The 20,340-nt window shown below is 42.7% G+C and carries 17 protein-coding genes; all 17 read right to left on the bottom strand.

What is annotated here, in order from left to right; translation table 11 throughout:
* Positions 1–10: 10 nt before the first annotated feature.
* The 17 genes from pcrB to purQ all read right to left on the bottom strand — a co-directional run bounded on the left by pcrB (position 11) and on the right by purQ (position 20,340).
* Entirely contained in the window at positions 11–703 is a 693-nt protein-coding gene (gene pcrB, locus ACW0TQ_RS09925; protein WP_289584866.1) for a heptaprenylglyceryl phosphate synthase, read from the bottom strand.
* A gap of 280 nt (positions 704–983) precedes the next feature.
* The gene (locus ACW0TQ_RS09920) at positions 984–1,307 is read right to left on the bottom strand and encodes a YerC/YecD family TrpR-related protein (RefSeq protein WP_042533048.1); all 324 of its coding nucleotides are present in this window, start codon (positions 1,305–1,307) and stop codon (positions 984–986) included.
* 138 nt (positions 1,308–1,445) lie between these two features.
* Positions 1,446–3,173 carry an adenine deaminase C-terminal domain-containing protein gene (locus tag ACW0TQ_RS09915; RefSeq protein WP_341172829.1) on the bottom strand — a complete coding sequence of 576 codons (1,728 nt, stop codon included), beginning with the start codon at positions 3,171–3,173 and terminating at the stop codon, positions 1,446–1,448.
* 888 nt (positions 3,174–4,061) lie between these two features.
* Entirely contained in the window at positions 4,062–5,336 is a 1,275-nt protein-coding gene (locus tag ACW0TQ_RS09910; RefSeq protein WP_256705993.1) for a TRAP transporter large permease, read from the bottom strand.
* Entirely contained in the window at positions 5,333–5,830 is a 498-nt protein-coding gene (locus tag ACW0TQ_RS09905; RefSeq protein WP_042533041.1) for a TRAP transporter small permease, read from the bottom strand. Before ACW0TQ_RS09905 ends, ACW0TQ_RS09910 begins: the two co-directional genes overlap by 4 nt.
* 31 nt (positions 5,831–5,861) lie before the next feature.
* Entirely contained in the window at positions 5,862–6,893 is a 1,032-nt protein-coding gene (locus ACW0TQ_RS09900) for a TRAP transporter substrate-binding protein (protein ID WP_193063867.1), read from the bottom strand.
* The gene (locus ACW0TQ_RS09895) at positions 6,890–7,801 is read right to left on the bottom strand and encodes a hydroxymethylglutaryl-CoA lyase (protein ID WP_332094162.1); all 912 of its coding nucleotides are present in this window, start codon (positions 7,799–7,801) and stop codon (positions 6,890–6,892) included. The genes ACW0TQ_RS09900 and ACW0TQ_RS09895 overlap by 4 nt, the downstream gene beginning before the upstream one ends.
* On the bottom strand, positions 7,801–9,003 hold the full coding sequence (locus ACW0TQ_RS09890) for a CaiB/BaiF CoA transferase family protein (RefSeq protein ID WP_332094163.1): 1,203 nt from the start codon (positions 9,001–9,003) through the stop codon (positions 7,801–7,803). The genes ACW0TQ_RS09895 and ACW0TQ_RS09890 overlap by 1 nt, the downstream gene beginning before the upstream one ends.
* Positions 9,000–9,677: a GntR family transcriptional regulator gene (locus tag ACW0TQ_RS09885; RefSeq protein ID WP_256705992.1), complete on the bottom strand. Its 678-nt coding sequence runs from the start codon at positions 9,675–9,677 to the stop codon at positions 9,000–9,002. The genes ACW0TQ_RS09890 and ACW0TQ_RS09885 overlap by 4 nt, the downstream gene beginning before the upstream one ends.
* Positions 9,678–9,852: 175 nt before the next feature.
* On the bottom strand, positions 9,853–10,944 hold the full coding sequence (locus ACW0TQ_RS09880; protein WP_193063870.1) for a glycerol dehydrogenase: 1,092 nt from the start codon (positions 10,942–10,944) through the stop codon (positions 9,853–9,855).
* Positions 10,945–11,116: 172 nt separating this feature from the next.
* On the bottom strand, positions 11,117–12,361 hold the full coding sequence (gene purD, locus ACW0TQ_RS09875; RefSeq protein WP_042533031.1) for a phosphoribosylamine--glycine ligase: 1,245 nt from the start codon (positions 12,359–12,361) through the stop codon (positions 11,117–11,119).
* A 515-nt stretch (positions 12,362–12,876) separates the two neighbouring features.
* Complete coding sequence (purH, locus tag ACW0TQ_RS09870; RefSeq protein ID WP_193063872.1) at positions 12,877–14,409, bottom strand: bifunctional phosphoribosylaminoimidazolecarboxamide formyltransferase/IMP cyclohydrolase; 1,533 nt, start codon at positions 14,407–14,409, stop codon at positions 12,877–12,879.
* The gene (gene purN / locus ACW0TQ_RS09865) at positions 14,409–14,984 is read right to left on the bottom strand and encodes a phosphoribosylglycinamide formyltransferase (protein ID WP_193063873.1); all 576 of its coding nucleotides are present in this window, start codon (positions 14,982–14,984) and stop codon (positions 14,409–14,411) included. The genes purH and purN overlap by 1 nt, the downstream gene beginning before the upstream one ends.
* Complete coding sequence (gene purM / locus ACW0TQ_RS09860; protein ID WP_042533026.1) at positions 14,981–16,000, bottom strand: phosphoribosylformylglycinamidine cyclo-ligase; 1,020 nt, start codon at positions 15,998–16,000, stop codon at positions 14,981–14,983. Before purM ends, purN begins: the two co-directional genes overlap by 4 nt.
* A gap of 59 nt (positions 16,001–16,059) precedes the next feature.
* On the bottom strand, positions 16,060–17,466 hold the full coding sequence (gene purF / locus ACW0TQ_RS09855; protein WP_193063875.1) for an amidophosphoribosyltransferase: 1,407 nt from the start codon (positions 17,464–17,466) through the stop codon (positions 16,060–16,062).
* The gene (gene purL / locus ACW0TQ_RS09850) at positions 17,442–19,670 is read right to left on the bottom strand and encodes a phosphoribosylformylglycinamidine synthase subunit PurL (protein ID WP_455725618.1); all 2,229 of its coding nucleotides are present in this window, start codon (positions 19,668–19,670) and stop codon (positions 17,442–17,444) included. Before purL ends, purF begins: the two co-directional genes overlap by 25 nt.
* The gene (gene purQ, locus ACW0TQ_RS09845) at positions 19,654–20,340 is read right to left on the bottom strand and encodes a phosphoribosylformylglycinamidine synthase subunit PurQ (protein WP_341172827.1); all 687 of its coding nucleotides are present in this window, start codon (positions 20,338–20,340) and stop codon (positions 19,654–19,656) included. Before purQ ends, purL begins: the two co-directional genes overlap by 17 nt.

Genomic DNA, 20,340 nt, shown 5'->3' with positions numbered 1-20,340 from the left:
ATTCTCCTTTTTACATATCCTCTTTAACAGCAGCTACTGTCTTGAGTGCTTGTTTTATATCCGTATAAATACTGTTTCCAACAATAATTGCATCAGCATACTCTTTCATCTCTTTGGCCTGCTCCGCTGTCTCAATACCGCCGCCATAGAAAAGCTTGGTGTCATTAAGTTCTGCCTTCACCTCGCGAACGACTTCTGCATCACCATAGGTACCGCTGTATTCCACATAAAAAATGGGCAGATGAAAAACATGCTCTGCCATATATGCATATGCCTTTACATCTTCTATATCGGGCAATTCACAATTCGTATGCCGGAAAGCTTTTGCTTCTGGATTTAAAATGCAATAACCTTCAAAGTATACCTCACTGTACTCCATCATGTCGATATATTCCTTGATTGCTTTTTGCTGTATATCCATCACATATTTTTTCTCTTTTGAATTCAATACCATCGGAACAAAATAAGTATCAAAGCCTGGAGTCAATGCTTCTTCATTCGAGATTTCCAAAACCACCGGTACCATATGTGCTCTGCGAATTCTTGATAATAAATCTAAAACCCCGTCTAATGTGACATCATCAGTGCCGCCGACTATAATCGCATCGGTCCCTGATTCACAAATTTTATCTAAATCTTCATCAGATATTTCCTTTGCTGGATCTAATTTAAACAGATGCTTCCATTCATTTATATTCATAATCAGTACAAATCCTCCATTATTACATTCATCTCTTTATTATAACAAAAATCGGCAAATGAATAGAACGGATAAGGTAAAGATTTTCAATATCTTAAGCAAAAACTTATTTACAAAATAGTGTTTATAAAGTGAAACTTCCTTCAGTGGGGATTTTTCAACGCACAACGCTTTATGATAGGCGAGTAATCACAACGCCAGCCAGTTACACTGCGATAAAATAAAAAAAGAGAAATCGAAACTATTTGCCTTACTTCAATAGTTTCGATTTCTCTTTTAGGCATTATTCTTCTGATTCTTCTTTTTCTTCTTCTCCTTTGATATGCAGCCTTTTCAAAACCAAATTATAGCCGTCACTGCCATAGTTAATGCAGCGTCTCACTCGGGAGATGGTTGCAGTGGAAGCTTTTGTTTCCTGCTCGATGGCACTGTATGTTTTTTCTTCTGTCAGCATTTTCGCAACCCGTAAACGTTGTGCCAGGGATTGGATTTCTGACATAGTAGCAATATCATCAAAAAACTGATAACACTCCTCACGCGTTTTTAATGATAATATAGCATCAAACAATTGATCGAGCTGCTCCCCTCGTAGCTTATCTATTTGCACTTCAATTCCCCCTTATTTTTCCTGTCCTTCTCTGTACCATTCTGAAAAGAAGAATAGGAAATAGTATTTTATTCATCCAACGAAGCTTCCTTCTCTAAACAAGAGCTTATTTTCGTCCATCAGGACAACTTTATTATACTAACGCATCGTAGCCGGAATTACAATTTCCCTTTTTTTCACATCCAGCAATCCCTGCTGTGTAATACGGAAGAAAGGCAGGTGGAAGGCAGAAAGAAATAACAGGCTGTAAATCGGATCTTCATATGCGTATCCGTGTGCTTTCAACACCTTTTTTATTTCCTTGTTCATCGGAATCAATTCTTCCATCGCGTTCTTCGGCATCACTCCTCCAAGGGGAAGCGGCATTTCTGCTAAAATCTCTCCCTGGTCCACCAATACAATTGCTCCGCCCAGCTCTCTCATCCGTTTCGCGGCAATACGGATATCTTTCTTAGAATTACCAATATGAATAACATCTCCCGTAGCTGAAAAACTGCTGACCAGCGCACCGAGCTTCGGAGCAAATCCGCGAATAATTGTATTTACCCGCCACTTGCCATGCTTATCAATTAATGCAATAAATTGCTCGCTTTTACTGGAGGGAATCTGATCAGCACTGACATCTGATACAATCGTATATGGCTGGATAATCACATCATTGACCATATCCATCCCGATTGGACTCGAAAACTGTAAATCCTCGTCCGTCAGCTCCCAGTCAAATTCAACTGATGTAATATCAAATTCTTCCCAATTAATGACGGATGGATAAGGAATTGCTTCGCCGTCCTTTTTGATCCATTTCCCTTTGCTTATCACGCTCTCCGGATGCGGATTTTGTTTATCTAAAAGGATATTTATATTAGCAACTCTTCCCGGCGCAATACTGCCGAATTCTTCCTCCATATTAAAATGTCTGGCAGGATGGTAGCTCGCCATGCGATAAGCCGTTTCTGCAGGCAGTCCATTCTCTATTGCTTTCTCAATACAAACATTGATTATGCCATCTTCCATAAAGGCTGGTGTTGGTCCATCCATTGTAAAACTCATATTATCAAATTGCGATAATCCTTTATCCAGAAGGCCTTTGATTATTTCCGGCAAATCTGGACGGATTGGTGAGTAACGAAGACTGACACGATAACCAAGCTCCAGCCGTTTTAACACATCCTCCGCCGTCATTGATTCATGATCACTCGAAATGCCGAAAAGCTTCATTTTTGTCAGAGTGCGGGATGACGCGCCCGGCAAGTGGCCTTCTATCGGCTTGCCCAGTTTCTTCATCTCCTGAATCCAGTACAGCAGACGATCACCGCCTGTCAGCAAGCTCGGCCAGTCCGTCAGCTCTCCTCCCTGAATAACCAGCGGATGCTCTGCCCAATCTAATACATCTCTCGTATTAAACACATGATCATCCTTTAGTATGGTCTGGCTGTCAAAACGATTCCACCAAAACATATTTACCGGCAATTTAGAAAAAGCATTTATCATAGAGAACGTTTTCTTTTTATTTAACAGCAAATACCAGGTTAAATTATCATTTACAAAGGTCGTCGTTCCCGTTTTCGCAGCATACATCACCGTTTCTTCCGGATTAGCAGCCTGAAAAGGGTGAGCATGCGGCTCAATATAGCCTGGCACTACAAATTTCCCCTGACAATCATAAAAATTTGTCCCTGTTGTCTCTTCAGGCAGATTTTCACCAACATAAACAATCCGGTTCTCATAAATCCAAACGTTTGCTTCCAGCCATTGATTTGTATATACATTTAAATAGGTTGCATTGGTCAAGATAGTGCTGGGTGCAACCGTCCCGTCGATTACATTGACATGCTGTCGTAATTCCCGATTTCTCCATAATGTCATTAAGCAACTCTCCACTATTTGTCATTTATTTTTATTCTATCATAAATGTAGTGCTTTAATATAATAAAGTTGACTTTTTCTCTTATGAATAGGTATAGATCGGTACTGCGTTTTTATATTTTATATACTTGCTCCAGCAATTTTTACAGCATGGACAAAGGAGCTAATGCAATCTAGAAAAAGACAGAGTCCGATTCCAGAAATTTATTGATATCACGATTACCACCTAAATCCAATTAGAAAAACCAAGAATACCGCTTGTTCTTAAAACATTGGTGTTCTTGTCAAAGAGATGTCCGCTCCGGGAAGTCGCTTTCCGCGGGCAACGTTCAGCCTCCTTTAAAGAAGAATTGCTGATTGGCAAGCCGTCAGGTGCAGACAGAAGCATAGTCGCACTTATGCCCTGCGGGTAGAAAGAAAACCACTTCCTGCTCAGGTCTACCTGTTGCTTTTCCCGCAGGAGTCGACAACATCCGCTCCCATCTAAGAAGAATTATGTTTTATTTGCTTTTTTTCAAAGAAATAACGCAAATTCTAGCGACAGATGAGTTTGATGGGGCGAGTAATCGCAGTCCCAGAGGAAAAACACGTAGACTCCTATGGGGAAGCGTAGTGTTTTTCTGGGGGTTGCGATTACTCACCCCACCATAACCCGTCGCAGCGGTCGCATTAACCTGACAACATTGAAAATTACTCCCCCCCCATGAAATCCGTTGGAACGGCTATACTCAGCACTTTTTTATACTTCCTTACGTGCAAAAAACAGTGCAGTTTCTACAAATTTCGCAAAAACTGCACTGCATCTTATTTAAGATATGATCGGATGTTTCAAAGAAATCCGAGTTACTTGAAAAGTTCCTTTTGATCATAAAGCTGTTTACATTTTATTTACTGTACATCCCCTGTAAAGTAAGTTGCAATTTGCGGGAAGATGCATAACAGAATGATAAACAGAACCATAATCAGGGCATAAGGTATCACGCCTTTTACAATTTCGGCGATGGTATTGTTTTTATCCAGCCCTTTTAAAACAAACAGATTTAAACCTACAGGCGGTGTAATTAGTGCCAATTCCATGTTAATTACCATAATAATAGCAAACCATATCGGATCAAATCCTAACGCAGTAATAATCGGATACAGGATTGGTACGGTAATAACCAAAATAGAGACAGTTTCTAAAAACATTCCCAATACAAGTAATACAATGTTAATCAAAATAAAGATAACCCAAGGTGATAAATCTGTCGCGGTGGCAGCTGCTGTAATCTGCTGCGGAATTTGCAATATAGTTAAGATAAAACCAAGCAGCTTAGCACCAATGATAATAAATAGAATCATCGCACTCGTTTTAACTGTGGACAGGATCATCACTTTCAAATTAGCAAACGTCAGATTCCGATATACCACAATGGCAATGAGAAAGGCTAATACCACGCCGACTGCAGCCGCTTCTGTCGGTGTGAAGATTCCTGAGTAAATTCCGCCGATAATCACAATCGGCAGCAATAGCCCCCAGATGGCTTTTTTAGACGCTTCCCACCGTTCTGCCCATGTAGCAGGCTCTTCTTTTATATGCCGCATTTGAATAGAAGAAAAAATCATAAAGCTTAACGTTAAGATAATCCCTGGCACGACACCGGCAATAAATAATTTTCCGACGGATTCCCCGGTGAGTGAACCGTATAAAATCATCGGCACGCTCGGAGGAATAAGAATGCCCAGCGTACCGCCGGCTGCCAATAATCCAAGCACATATTTCTTTTTATATCCCCGGCGAACCATTTCCGGAAGCGCTACGGCGCCAACTGTTACAGCTGTTGCCACACTGGAGCCCGAAATAGCAGAAAATATCGCACAACAGAAAACGGTCGCTATACCTAACCCCCCGGGAAAATGTCTGAACCATCTGCTCGCCATTTCGTACAAATCCCGTCCTACTCCGCTGACAACAAGGATTTGACTCATCAGTATATACATCGGCAAAGCTGTCAATGTAAAGTCATCCAAAGCTGAGTACGCTATAATCGGAATTTGTGCAAAAGCAAAGCTTCCCCCGTTAAATAGAAACATTCCGAGTACAGCAAGCATCCCTAAAGAAAATGCAACCGGGAGACCGATAAGCAAGAATGTAGCTAATCCTCCAGCAAAAAATAGATTCATAGATGGTCTCCTCCTTTATGTACATTCCCGTCAATCAGCTGCAATATAAATGCGATAATAAGCAGAACGCCGCCTATCGGAATAAATAATTCAGGTAAATACATCGGTATACGCAGCAAGGAGGTGGAAATAACTCCTAATTCAAATGTCATAAAAACATGTTTAAATCCATACCATGTCAATATCGCACTAAAAAGTAATCCAAGCCCGTTACAAATATATGCGAATATCCTGCGAGCAGCGTCATTCACACGATTTACCAATAAATCTACTGTAATATGCGCATATGTCCTCACTGCATATGCCGTTCCCAAAAAACAGCTTCCTATAATCGCATACGTAGATAATTCCGTGGCCCATGCAGTCGGCATACCAAAGAATGATCTGGATATTACTTCATAAAACGTCATCAACGTTGTCGCGAATATTAAAATCCCAGCTAGATAACCCGCGTATTTAATTAATAAATCAGAAAATTTATACAATCTATTCATGCTGTAACTCCTTCCAAGTGATGAACAACTTTTATTCGCCATCTACTATATCTAATAATTCACTGCCTGCTTCTCCAGCCTCTTCTTCAAAGATTTCCCACACCGGCATTGCAGCTTCTTTCCATATATCGAGTTCATCATCAGGTACTTCATATACTTCCATTCCTCTGTCTTTCAGCACTTGGAGTGTTCGTTCATCTTCCAGCTTCGTTTGCTGGCGAATCCATTCTTCGGTCTCATTGGCAGTTTCTTCAATTAATGTTTGTGTATTTTTAGGCAAATCATCCCAAAATTCTTGATTAACGCCCAGAATAAATTCAAAATAAGTATAATTATTTATCGTCAAATAATCTGTTACTTCATCATAACTGCGCTGCACCATTGCTGTTGTTCCAGATGTAGCACCATCTACGGTTTGCCTTTGCAATCCCATGTATACTTCTCCGCCTCCCATAAACACCGGAGATGCGCCATAAGCTTGAATTAATTCAGAAGGGAGTGTTCCTACACTGCGGATTTTCAGACCTCTAAAATCTTCTGGAGATTCCAGCGGACGTTTATTATTCGCAAATTGTCCAAAGCCATAATCACCAAACATCAATACTTTCACACCGACGTCTTCCATTTCGGAACGAAGTATATCTCCGAATTCACCATTCAAGGCTTCCCCTGCTTCCTCATATGCTTCAAATACATAAGGGACATCAAATATTCCCATCGCAGGTACTGTAGAAGACCAGATTGTAGAAGAATTCATTCCCATTTCTACACCGCCTGTTAAAAGCGACTGGTTCATATCTGTATCAGACAGTAGCTGCCCATTCGCAAAAATCTGCATATCTATCTGGCCGTTTGATTTCTCTTCTATTTTTTTAGCAAATTCTTCTATTCCCTCTGAAATATGATGACCTGATGGCAGATTATAAGCTAATCGAATCGTAGCCGGTTCATACTCCTCGCCACTCGCTTCTGTTTCTTTCGGGGTCTCGTCACCATTGCTGCAGGCCGATAAAATGACTCCTGTAAGAAGCAGCAGGAATGAAAAATAACGTAATTTCTTCATTCCATCATCTCCTTCATCGTGCGTGTTCTATCTAAATGGCGGATTCTCCCCAGCGGTGTTTTAGAAGAAAGACTCGCTGCAAAGTCAGCCGCTTCGAACAGCTTATTGATATCTACTCCTGTTTTAACCCCCATCCGTTCAAACAGATATACTAAATCTTCCGTTGCCAGATTCCCTGCTGATCCTGGAGCGAACGGACAGCCGCCGATTCCGCTGACTGCTGTTTCAAATATCCGCACGCCTGCCGTGTACGCAGCATATGCATTCGCTAACCCCAATCCTCTCGTGTCATGGATATGGAAAGAAACATTTGTATCTCCTGTCACATCGAATACTTTTTTGAATAAACGATTCACAGCATCTGGTGTCGCGATGCCAATTGTATCTGCAATTCCAATTCTGTCCGCTCCGGCCTGTACAGCTTTTTCTGCCAATTCAAGCACTTTTTCTTCCTCCACATGCCCTTCATAGGGGCAGCCAAAGCTGACCGCAATCGAGAAGCAAATTTCCATCCCTTTTGATTTTGCTTCTTTTGCTACTTCCGTAAACATTTCGAAATTTTTATCAATCGTCATTCCTAAATTTTTATCGCTGAAGGTTTCTGTTGCAGAGGCTGCCCAATTCAGTTCCAAATGCGGAAACTCACTTGCCCGCATAAACCCCCTTTGATTCGGAATCAATGCAATAGGCTGTATATTCTTATTTGAATGGATCTGCTCTAATAACGCTTCGGCATCCGCCATCTGTGGAACTTTTTTCGGATGAACAAAAGAGGCAGCCTCAATTTTTTTAATTCCTGCTTCTGTGAGCTTATCGATAAGCTTTGCTTTTTCTTCTGTAGAAACTTTTTTCGGTTCTATTTGCAATCCGTCACGCGGGCTTACATCAATAATAGTAACCTGTGTCATCAGATGATTCCTCCCTCTTTTAACCTTTTAAAATCCTCATAGGAGAAGTTTAGAAATTCCTTGTAGATTTCCTCATTATGCTGACCTAGCATCGGCCCGTTTGCTTCAATTTCTCCCGGCGTTTCCGAAAGCTTCGGTACAATGCCCGGGGTCTTTATTTTTTGGCCGTCATCCAGCACAATTTCCTGGATCATATCTCTGGATTGGTAATGTACGTCCTCAATAATATCCTTGATACTATAAATCGGACTGACCGGCACGGAAGCTTCGTCTAAAATCCGCTGCACCTCTTTAATCGGATATTGTTTCGTCCATGATTCAATGACACTATCAATATATTCCACGTTATTCACCCGGTCTTGGTTCGTTGCATATTTGGGATCTTCTGCCATGTCCTTTCTTCCGATGGCTGTCATCAGACGCTGGAAAATACGGTCTCCATTTCCGCCGATAATGACGTAGGAACCATTCGCACACAGGTAGGAATTAGACGGAGCTACACCCGGCAGTGTACTTCCTGTTCTCTCGCGAATCTCCCCTGTTAAATCAAACTCCGGAAGCATTCCTTCCAATAAGCTGAATACGGACTCATAAAGAGCAACATCTACTTCCTGCCCCTTTTTTTCCTCATCCCGATCGCGAACTCGTAACGCCATCAATGTGCCGATAACAGCATATAATCCGGCAACCATATCTCCAATAGCAATTCCGACCCGAACCGGCGGCAAATCCGGGTAACCCGTTAAATACCTCAGTCCTCCGACTGCTTCTGCTACACTTCCAAATCCGGCTTTTTCCCGATATGGGCCTGTCTGGCCATAACCGGATATTCTTGTTAATACGATAGAAGGATTCACTTTCTTCAGCGTTTCATAGCCTAACCCCCACCGTTCCAGCGTTCCTGGTTTAAAATTTTCTAAAACAACATCCGCTGTTTTCGTCAGATTCTTAATAATCTCCTGTCCTTCCGCTTCACGAAGATTGACGGTAATCGATTTTTTATTCCGTGATTGAACATGCCACCAAACGGATGTATCCTTGTACATGACTCTCCAGTTTCTAAGCGGATCACCATTTTTCGGTTCTTCTACCTTAATCACTTCTGCTCCAAATTCAGAGAATAATTTTCCCGCAAAAGGAGCAGCTACAATATTTCCTAATTCTAATACCCTTATTCCTTCAAGTGGCTTTTTCTTGCTCAATCTAATCCCTCCAACTCATCTCTGTTCAAATTCAGAAAGTGTGTAAAATCTCTTTCAATATGCTGTTTCATTAATTCTTTTGCAGCATCTGCATCCTGCCTGGCAATGGCCTCCCATATTTGCTCATGATCCGCAAATGCTGTTTCTCTATGTGTCGGGTCTTTATCCACAATGACTTCCCGATAAAAACTATTCACCCCGCGCAGTGTCCCGAGCATGGATATGAGAAAAGGATTTGCACTGGCTTCAATAATAATATCGTGAAAAGCTACCGTGACATGTTTTTCATTATCATCCTGCTTTTCTTTATGACGGGCGGTATTTTCCACTTCCTGCTTCATCAAGAGCAGCTGTTCATCAGTCCGTCTGATAGCAGCGTAATAAGCGGCAAGTGACTCCATCCCTATCCGGCATTCGTACAAATACCTAAAATCTGTAAGAGAAGGCTCTACAACCGTAACACCGCCGGTTTTTGATAAATTCAGAAATCCCTCTTTTTCCAGCATCCGTATCGATTCACGAATAGGGCTCCGGCTAACATTTAATGCTTCTCCTATCTTTTCTTCTATTAATCTTTCTCCAGGTTTGAATTTTCCGACAATAATTTGCTCTCTCAAGTAATCGTATACTTGGCTTTTTAAGGTTTTCTTTACGATTTCTACTATGACAATCACCTCTTGTATACAGTATGCAAGTTCATTCGTTCATATTATTACAATAAAAGTAAAAAGTCAAACTATTTCAAAGATAAAAATGCAGATTTTTCTTCATTCAGAAAAAATAAAAGCTCTGCACCCATAACTGGACGCAGAGCTTTTATTAATTCATTCGATTTTTAGGATCATACGATTACTTTTTACTTAATTGATCCACCGCTAAAATAGCTTGGGCAACATCATCGGCAGTGATTTCTTTAGAAAGGTTGCCCATGGTTTCTCCTTCTTGCGTTGCTGCAGCTCCAACCTTTTGTAAATCTTCATAGGATACTTCGTCCAAATGCATTTCTTCCAAGGACGTCGGCAGGCCTAGTGACTGATAAAAGTCGATGTATTTTTGGATTTCCTGTTCTGGATGCAATTCCAGTACAAGCTGTGTCAGCGTACCATAAGCAACTTTTTCACCATGCGTTAGATGATGGATATCTCCATCCAGCACGGTAAAGCCATTATGGATGGCATGTGCAGCAGCTAATCCGCCGCTCTCAAATCCAAGTCCGGATAAAAGGGTGTTTGCTTCTACAACTGCTTCCACTTGCTTGGTCACCAGATTTTTTTCTACTGCTTTATATGCTGCTTTTCCGTAAGCGAATAAGGTTTTCTCACACGCTTCTGCAATAGCACGTGCAGCAATGCTCGTCTTTCCTCCTGCCATTGCTTCTCCATTACTTTTAATCGTTGCTCTTGCTTCCACCCATGTTGCCATGGCATCAGCTATTCCAGAAGCAAACAGACGGGCTGGTGCACCAGCTACTACTTTCGTATCTACCAGCACTAATTCTGGATTTTTATTATAAAACTTATAGGATTCAAAAACACCCTCGTCATTATAAATAACAGATAATGCACTTGTCGGTGCGTCTGTTGATGCAGTCGAAGGAACAATAACAACACTTACTTCCAGCTCATCCGCAACGGCTTTTGCTGTATCAAGTGTTTTTCCTCCTCCGACACCAATGATAAAGTCGGCCTCCGCTTTATTACCTTCTTCTGCTATGCGGCTGATTTCTGTTATAGAGGCTTCGCCATTAAATGGAACAAAATGAAAATCGATATTTACATCTTTCAGGCTGCTCTCAACCGTTTCCTCCGTTATCTTCCAAACCACTTCATCAGATATAATTAATGGTTTCTTCCCAACTGCTTCAACATATTTGCCAAGCTCGTTTAAAGCTCCTTTTCCTTGAACATATTTGCTCGGTGAAGTAAAAATAACATTAGACATCAAATCTCTCCAATTCTTATATTTCCCTTTATTATACCCATCATTTGGATTGCCAAAACAGTAACGTACCCTTGCATCACATATTCAGAAAATAGAAATATTTTTTCGCAATAACTTTTAAAATGCAAATAAAAATGCAAAGGAGATTTCCGTCCTTTGCATTTTTCTACCTCTATTTAGCTATATCGCTCCGGTAAAAAAAGTTACCATTCAGTTCTGCTTTATCCAGCTGCTGATACACTTTTTCTGCAGCCTGTGAAAGTGTGTCTGCACGTCCGCCGATCAGGAGCACTCTTCCTCCGTCATTGACAAGCTTTCCATCTGCCTTTTTTGTTCCGGCATGAATAATATAGGTGTCTTCTGTATCTTCAAATTGAGGAAGCTCATTCCCTTTATTATACGCTCCTGGATACCCTTCCGATGCAAGCACGACACCGACACAGGCTTCCTTATGCCATTCTAAATGCGGGTTCTTTTTCGCCAATACATCCTGCAGAACCTGGAGTAGATCATTCTTTAATAAAGGAAGAACGACCTGCGTTTCCGGATCGCCAAAACGTGTATTGAACTCAATTACTTTAGGGCCTTTTTCCGTCATCATTAAGCCCGCATAAAGAATCCCTGTGAATGGTCTGCCTTCTTCCAGCATTCCTGCTGCTGTTTTTTCTAAAATCTGTTCAACAGCGAATTGATAATCTTCTGCCCTCAAATCCGGAATCGGAGCAAAAGCTCCCATGCCGCCTGTATTGGGACCTTCATCATGGTCAAACGCCCTTTTGTGATCTCTTGCTGCCATCATTGGATAGACCTTATCTTCATGGACAAACGCCATTAAGGAAAATTCAGCGCCCTCTAAATACTCTTCAATCACCACAGTAGAGCCGGCCTGATCAAATGCTTTGTCCACAAGCATATCATCGATCGCCTGAACAGCTTCCTCCTCTGTCATCGCCACAATAACACCTTTTCCAGCTGCTAAACCGTCTGCTTTGATTACAATAGGAGCACCAGTTTCCGCAATTCTCTTTTTCGCCTCTTCAGCATCCTGAAAGACACCGTAAGAAGCAGTAGGGATATCATATTTTTTCATGAAATCCTTTGCAAAGCTTTTACTGCCTTCCAGCCATGCTGCTTCTTGTGTAGGGGCAAAAACTGCAAGGTTTTCCTGTTGAAACCGGTTGGTGATTCCGGCATTTAACGGATTCTCAGGGCCAACAACCGTTAAATCAATTGCCGCTTCTTTTGCAAAAGCTGCCAGTTCTTCGATGTTCATTTCATCAATGGGAACACATTCGGCTTCTTCTTCCATGCCGGCATTTCCAGGAGCAACATAAATCTTGTCTAACTGCGGGTTTTCCTTTAACTTTTTGATGATACTATGCTCTCTGCCGCCGCGTCCTACAACTAATATTTTCATAGCTTCCCCTCCGTTTTCAAACTTCTCAAGATGAGTGAATTTTTTTATCAGTTCGTAACTTAATTAGAATATTTGGTTGTCACCAGGCCTTTAAATGAAAACCTTCGTTACACTTATGCAGTAAGAAAGTTTATACTTTCTCAACTGTAAGAAAAACCAAGAATACCACTTGGTCTTTAAAACATCGGTGTTCTTGCCAAAGAGATGTCCGCTACGGAAGTCGCTTTCCGCGGGCAACGTTCAGCCTCCTTTAAAGAAGAATTGCCAATCGCTAAGTCTTCTTTAAAGGAGGGTGAGCGCAAGCCCATGGAAAGCGAAGTGTTTTTCTGGGGTTGCGATTACTCACCCCACCATAACCCGTCGCAGCGGTCGCATTAATCTGACAACATTGAAGGATTACTCTCTTCATGAAACCCGTTGGAGAGACTATTTTCAGCATTTTTTTATATACTTTCCTATTCTTCAAAAAAGCTCCTGGATAAATAAATCGAGCAGAAATACAGGAGCTCTATCTATTAATGTTTAAAATGACGAACAGCTGTAGTCACCATCGCAATCCCATATTGATTACATACATCAATCGAATCTTGATCGCGTTTGGAACCGCCCGGCTGAATAATCGCTGTGACACCGGCTTTAGCTGCTGCTTCTACGGTATCTGGCATCGGGAAGAAGGCATCTGATGCAAGCACAGCTCCTTTCGCTCTATCTCCAGCCTGTTTAATGGCAATCTCTGCTGCTCCAATCCGGTTCATCTGACCGGCGCCCACACCAATGGTCTGTGCATCCTTTGCAAGTACGATTGCATTTGATTTCACATGTTTCACAGCTTTCCAAGCGAATAGTAAATCAGCTATTTCTGCTTCAGTCGGCTGCTTTTCCGTTACCACTTCTAAGTCCTCGTTCGTCACTTCTTTGACATCTAAATCCTGGATAAGAACTCCACCATCAACGGTGGTCATCCGTTTTTGGTCAGCCTGCTGATTCGAAACATCCAATTCTAAGAGACGGATATTTTTCTTCTCTGTTAGTAAAGCAAGTGCATCCGCCTCAAAAGAAGGTGCAACGACGATTTCTAAGAAGATCGAAGAAAGCTGCTCTGCTGTCTGTACATCAACCGGACGATTGCAGGCTACAATCCCTCCAAAAATAGATATAGGATCCGCTTCATACGTACGTCCAAACGCTTCTGCCAATGTTGCCCCAATACCGATGCCGCATGGATTCATATGCTTGACCGCTACTGCAGCAGGTTCACTATAGTCCCGCAAAATTTCTAATGCTGCGTTGGTATCCTGGATATTATTATAGGAAAGCTCCTTGCCATGCAGCTGGTTGGCAGTTGCCAAGGTTGCTTCATGTTGAATAGGCGCTTTGTAAAAAGCTGCCTGCTGATGCGGGTTCTCTCCATAACGTAAATCCTGCACCTTTTCATAAGTTACGGTATATGTTTCTGGAAATACTTCTTCTGTCTGTGTTTGGAAATAAGCTGCAATCATCGCGTCATAATGCGCAGTATGACGGAATACTTTCGCTGCTAATTGCTGACGAAAAGCATAGTTATCCTCTTCCGTTTCCAGAGCTGCTAAAACAGATGGATAGTCAGACGGGTCGGCAACAACGAAGACATCTGCAAAGTTTTTCGCTGCAGAGCGAAGCATGGAGGGTCCGCCAATATCAATGTTTTCAATAATTTCATCATGGCTTACCCCTGATTTTTGAACTGTTTCTTTAAACGGATAAAGGTTCACTGCTACAAGATCGATTGGAGCAATATGATGCTCCTCCATTTGCGCACGGTGATCTTCATTGGTTCGTTTTCCTAAAAGCCCGCCATGAATCATCGGATGCAATGTTTTTACTCTGCCATCAAGCATTTCCGGAAAATTTGTTACTTCCTCTACCGGAATCGCCTGGACGCCAGACTCCTTCAATAAACGGATGGTTCCGCCGGTTGATAAGATTTCAAACCCTTTTGCTTCGAGTCCTTTTGCAAATTCTGCGACCCCTGTTTTATCAGATACACTAATAAGCGCACGTTTTTTCATTATAATTCCTCCGTTACATTCTGCATAAGTTGATTGATTACATTTGGATATAAGCGATGCTCCACGGCTTTGATTCTCGTTTTCAGCTGCTCTTCCGTTTCTCCAGGCAGCCTTTCTATTTCTTCCTGTGCAATGATTGGACCGGTGTCCATGCCCTCATCTACATAGTGAATCGTTACTCCTGTCTTGGAAACGCCGGCTCTATAGGCTTGGCCAATCGCGTCTTTCCCAGGGAAGTCCGGTAAAAGGGAGGGGTGTATATTAACAATCCTGCCTTCATATTGTGAAAGTAAGGTCTCCCCGATAAGCCGCATATAGCCTGCTAAGAAAATCCATTCGACTTCTAAATCCTGCAGTTTTTCAGCAATCACTTTTTCATATTCCTGCTTGGAAGCATACCTTTTTGGCTCTAACACAAGCGTCTCGACGCCATAACCTTGAGCCTTTTTAATAACCGCTGCTCCCGGCTTATCACAAACAAGCAGTACGATCGAGCTTGCAATTTTTTTATCCTGCATCATGGCATCAAAATTACTTCCTGTACCTGATGCAAATACACTGAACCGCTGTTTCATGAAGAAATCTGCACCCCTTCACCTGCAATGACCTCTCCGATAACTGCTGCTTCGACCTTGTTCTCCTGCAATAGATCACAGACTTTCTGCGCTTCTTCATTGGATACAGCTAAGACCATGCCAATGCCCATATTGAAAATACGATACATCTCACGTGCATCGATTTCTCCTCGTTTTTGCAGGAACGGAAAAATCTCCGGAACATTCCAGGCTCCTGCCTGCACTGCTGCTCCAAGACCTTCTGGCAGCATCCGAGGAATATTTTCATCAAACCCGCCGCCGGTAATGTGTGCAATTCCTTTAATATGTACCTCTTCTTTTATAGCTTTAACCGCTTTTGCATAAATCTTCGTCGGTTCCATCACGGCTTCACTTAGAGGTTTTGATAATCCATCAGGAGTTTCTTCAAAATCCAGACCTTCAATCAGCTTACGGACAAGCGAGTAGCCATTGGAATGAATTCCGCTCGAAGCGAAGCCAATCAGCGTATCTCCCTCTGCAATGGTTTTTCCTGTAATAATCTCTGCTTTCTCGACGATACCTACCACAAAACCAGCTAAATCATATTCATCTGCATCATACATCCCCGGCATCTCTGCTGTCTCACCGCCGATTAATGCAGCGCCGGCCTCCTGGCACCCTTCGGCAACACCAGAGACAATCGCTTCAATCCTCGCCGGGTCATTTTCTCCGCATGCAATATAATCTAAAAAGAAAAGCGGATCGCCCCCCTGAGCAACAATATCATTGACACACATCGCTACTAAATCAATCCCTACCGTATCATGCTTATCCAGTTCGATTGCTAGCTTTAATTTGGTGCCGACGCCATCTGTCCCGGAAAGCAGGACAGGCTCTTGATAGGATAAGGAGGATAAATCAAATGCTCCTGCAAAGGAACCTAAAGAGCCCAGTACCTCTTTACGATGTGTTTTTTGAATATGTTTTTTCATTCGCTCTACTGCTTCGTAGCCTTTTTCAACATCTACACCTGCTTGTTTATAAACATCTGACATCTTTTCGCCCTCCAACATGGTTTTGATTCTAGTGTGTGTTTCAAATGGAATATCCTCTTCTAGCAGTTTGATATGTCCATTTCCTTCTCATCTGCCGGAGCAACTGGATACAAGCCTGTCATACAAGCCATGCAGACACCTTGATTGATCGTTTTATCTTTGACGATGGCGTTCTCTAAGCCTTCTTCAGACAGATAAGCGATACTGTCTGCCCCAATGATTTCTCCAATTTCTTCAATGCTGTTGTTTGCTCCAATCAATTCTTCCTTCGTAGACATATCGATTCCATAATAACAAGGGTCTGTTATCGCCGGAGAAGCAATCCGTACATGCACTTCCTTTGCACCAGCATCTTTTAACATTTTTACAATTCGTCTGCTTGTTGTTCCCCGAACAATCGAATCATCAATCATAATGACACGTTTTCCCTCTACGATTCCGCGGACTGGAGAAAGCTTCATCTTTACACCAAGCTCTCTCAGCTCCTGGGAGGGCTGAATAAATGTTCTTCCAACATAACGATTTTTGATAATCCCCATTTCATAAGGCAGCTTGCTTTCCTCTGCGTAGCCAATGGCAGCTGAAATACTGGAATCCGGTACTCCTATCACTAAATCTGCATCAACCGGCGCTTCCTTAGCCAGCTCTTTTCCCATCCGTTTCCGGGATGCATGGACATTGACATAATTTAAATCACTATCCGGTCTGGAAAGATAGACATATTCCATCGCACACATTTGTCTCTTGCCACGCGGAGCAAACCGGAAGGAAGTAAGACCGTCTTGGTTAATTTTTATTAATTCACCCGGCAATACCTCCCGCTCAAAGGTTGCACCGATTTGATCGAAAGCACATGTTTCCGAAGCAACGACATACGCTTCTCCTATTCTTCCAATAGAAAGTGGTCTGATTCCAGCCGGGTCCAGCGCAGCATATAAAGTATCATCCTCTAAAATAAGATAGGCGTAAGCTCCTTTGACACGGTTGAGCGCTTCCGAGATGGTTGCTTCCGTGACCTCTCCGCTTCGTTTCATTAAATGAGCTAACACTTCTGTATCTGAGGTCGTTTGAAAAATGCTTCCCTCTTTTTCAAGCTCCTCACGCAATGCGGTAGCATTCATTAAATTTCCATTATGTGCTAAAGCCATCCCGCTGGTAAGTGACTGGAAAAGAAGGGGCTGTACATTTTCCAGCCCTTTTCCGCCCTGGGTAGCATACCTTACATGCCCTAAAGCAATTTTTCCGTTTAAATCATCAAATTTTACTTGCTTAAAAACATCATTAACCAGTCCAAGCTGTTTATAGCCTGTTAATTCCTTATCTTTGCTGACAACAATTCCGGCACCTTCCTGCCCGCGATGCTGCATCGAATGCAGACCGTAATAGGTTAATTCTGCTGCTTTCTCATGTCCCCAAATTCCGAATACGCCGCATTCCTCGTTTATGCCTTTGATTTCAGCAAGCATGGAATAGCCCCTTTCCAAAGTGCTTTTAACGCTGCTGCATCTTCCTGTAGAATCATCTCGTTATTTGCCGTAACCGTTAGTTGATTATCTGCTGTTACCTGACCAAGTCTGGCTGCATCCGCAAATACATCTTCAAAAGCGGCCTGGTGCTCCGGCTTTACGGTAACAAGAAAACGTGATTGGGTTTCACTGAATAACGCAACCGTTGCATCTCCTGTAAGTGTCACTTCTGCACCCAGCGCTTCACTGGAGAATAATGATTCCGCTAATGCAACTCCTAACCCGCCCTCTGCAAGGTCATGCGCAGATTGGATTTTACCCTGCCTGATTAAAGAGAGCAGTTTTTCCTGACGTTCCGCTTCGATCGTTAAATCCAGATGCGGTGCTTTTCCTTCGTATTTTCCATCCTGGATAAATTGCAATTCACTGCCGCCAAATTCATTTTTCGTTTCCCCGATAAGATAAATATTGTCGCCCGCTTTTTGGAAAAAGCTTGTCGTAATATGCGCCGTAGATTCATGCAAGCCAACCATGCCAACAACCGGTGTCGGATAAATCGATTTCCCTTTGGACTGATTATATAAGGAAACATTTCCACTGATAACCGGCGTTTGTAATGCTTTACAAGCCGCACTCATTCCATCCACGCTTTTTTCCATTTGCCAGAAGATTTCCGGGTTTGTCGGATTACCGAAATTCAATCCATCTGTAAGACCTAATGGCTTCGCTCCGGAGCAGACAATATTGCGGGCTGCTTCTGCAACAGCAATCTTCCCGCCTTCTTCCGGATCTAAATAAATATAGCGGGAATTACAGTCGGTTGTGATGGCCAAGGCTTTATCCGTACCTTTGATACGAACGACTGCTGCGTCAGAACCAGGTGTAACAACCGTATTGGTCTGCACCATGGAATCGTATTGGTCATAGACCCACTCTTTACTTGCAATCGTCGGACGCTGCAGTAATTGTTTCAACGTTTCTCCATGATGATTCACAGCTGGTGTTTGGACATCGATTTGCTGAAAAGCTTGATAATAAGCAGCTTCCTTCGATGGCATATGATAGACTGGTGCATCATCCGCCAAAGAATCCACTGGAATATCGGCTACAACCTCATCGTGATGCTTGATACGGAAGACTTTTTCCTCGATAACCTTTCCGACTGGAACAGATTTCAAACCGTACTTTTCAAAAATAGCTATGATTTCTTGTTCCCGGCCAGCTTTCACACAAAGCAGCATTCTTTCCTGTGACTCAGACAGCATCATTTCATAAGCGGTCATATTTTGCTCGCGCTGCGGCACAAGATCTAAGTTCATTTCCAGCCCGGTACCTGCTTTACTCGCCATTTCACTGGCAGAAGAGGTTAAGCCGGCTGCTCCCATATCCTGCATGCCGACAAGGGCGTCAGAATGAATGACCTCCATACATGCTTCAATCAGCAATTTTTCCATAAATGGATCGCCGACTTGTACAGCAGGCCGGTCCTTGTTGGAATCCTCTGCTAAATCATCTGATGCAAAGGTCGCGCCATGAATGCCGTCTCTTCCTGTTGGCGGTCCTGCATACAAAATCGTATTGCCGATTCCCGCAGCAATTCCCTTTTGTACTTCATCATGATTGATCAGTCCCACACACATGGCATTGACAAGCGGATTATCTTCATAGCTGTCATCAAATTGTACCTCTCCGCCGACGGTTGGAACACCAACACAGTTTCCATATCCAGCAATCCCGGCAACAACTTCAGAAAATAGATACTTGGTACGATTCGTTGTTAACGGACCAAAGCGCAAAGAGTTCATTAACGCAATCGGGCGTGCTCCCATGGAGAATACATCACGGATAATGCCGCCGACGCCTGTTGCTGCTCCCTGATACGGCTCAACAGCGGAGGGATGATTATGACTTTCCACCTTGAAAACAACTGCCTGCTCATCGCCAATATCAATGACTCCTGCACCTTCTCCAGGTCCCTGCAAAACATTCGGGCCCTCTGTCGGGAACTTTCTTAAGAGAGGCTTTGATGTTTTATAGCTGCAATGCTCTGACCACATAACAGAAAAGATGCCTGTCTCCGTAAAATTCGGACGACGGCCAAGGATCGTTTTGATTTTCTCAAACTCTTCATCACTTAAACCCATATCCTGATACAATCTATCTTGTTCAATTTTCTCTGAATCCATATTATGCGTTAACTGCATTGCTGCTCCTCCAATTCGCGATCATAGATTGAAATAGCCTTAAGCCGTCTTCACTTCCTAATAAAGCTTCCACTGCCCGTTCCGGATGCGGCATCATACCCAGCACATTACCTGCTTTATTGCGAATACCGGCAATATCCTCGACAGAGCCATTTGGATTGTTTTTATAGGTGAATACGATTTGGTTATTTTCCTTTAATTCCTGTAACGTTTCCTCATCACAGAAATAGTTGCCTTCTCCATGGGCAATCGGAAAACGGACGACCTCGTTTTTATCATACAACGTTGTAAAAACCGTTTCATTATCCTCCACAACCAATTCCTCCTGATGACACATAAATGAAAGATTTTTATTGCGCATTAATGCTCCCGGCAGGAGGCCTGCTTCCGTCAATATCTGAAATCCATTGCAAATTCCCAGTACAGGCTTGCCTTTTTCCGCATGCTCTCGAATCTTGTTCATAATATCCGATGTAGATGCCATCGAACCAGACCGTAAATAATCTCCATAAGAAAAACCGCCCGGAATCAGAATGCCATCCACATCACCTAACAAATGCGTATCTGTATACCAGACAAGGCTGGCTTCAGCACCTGCAACCTCTCCGGCTGCATGATACATGTCCCTGTCACAGTTGGAACCTGGAAAAACAATCACAGCTACCTTCAC

The organism is Oceanobacillus sp. M60 (assembly GCF_053839645.1).
Note: the sequence above shows the minus strand (reverse complement) of the source record. Positions and strands in the feature narration are given on the sequence as shown.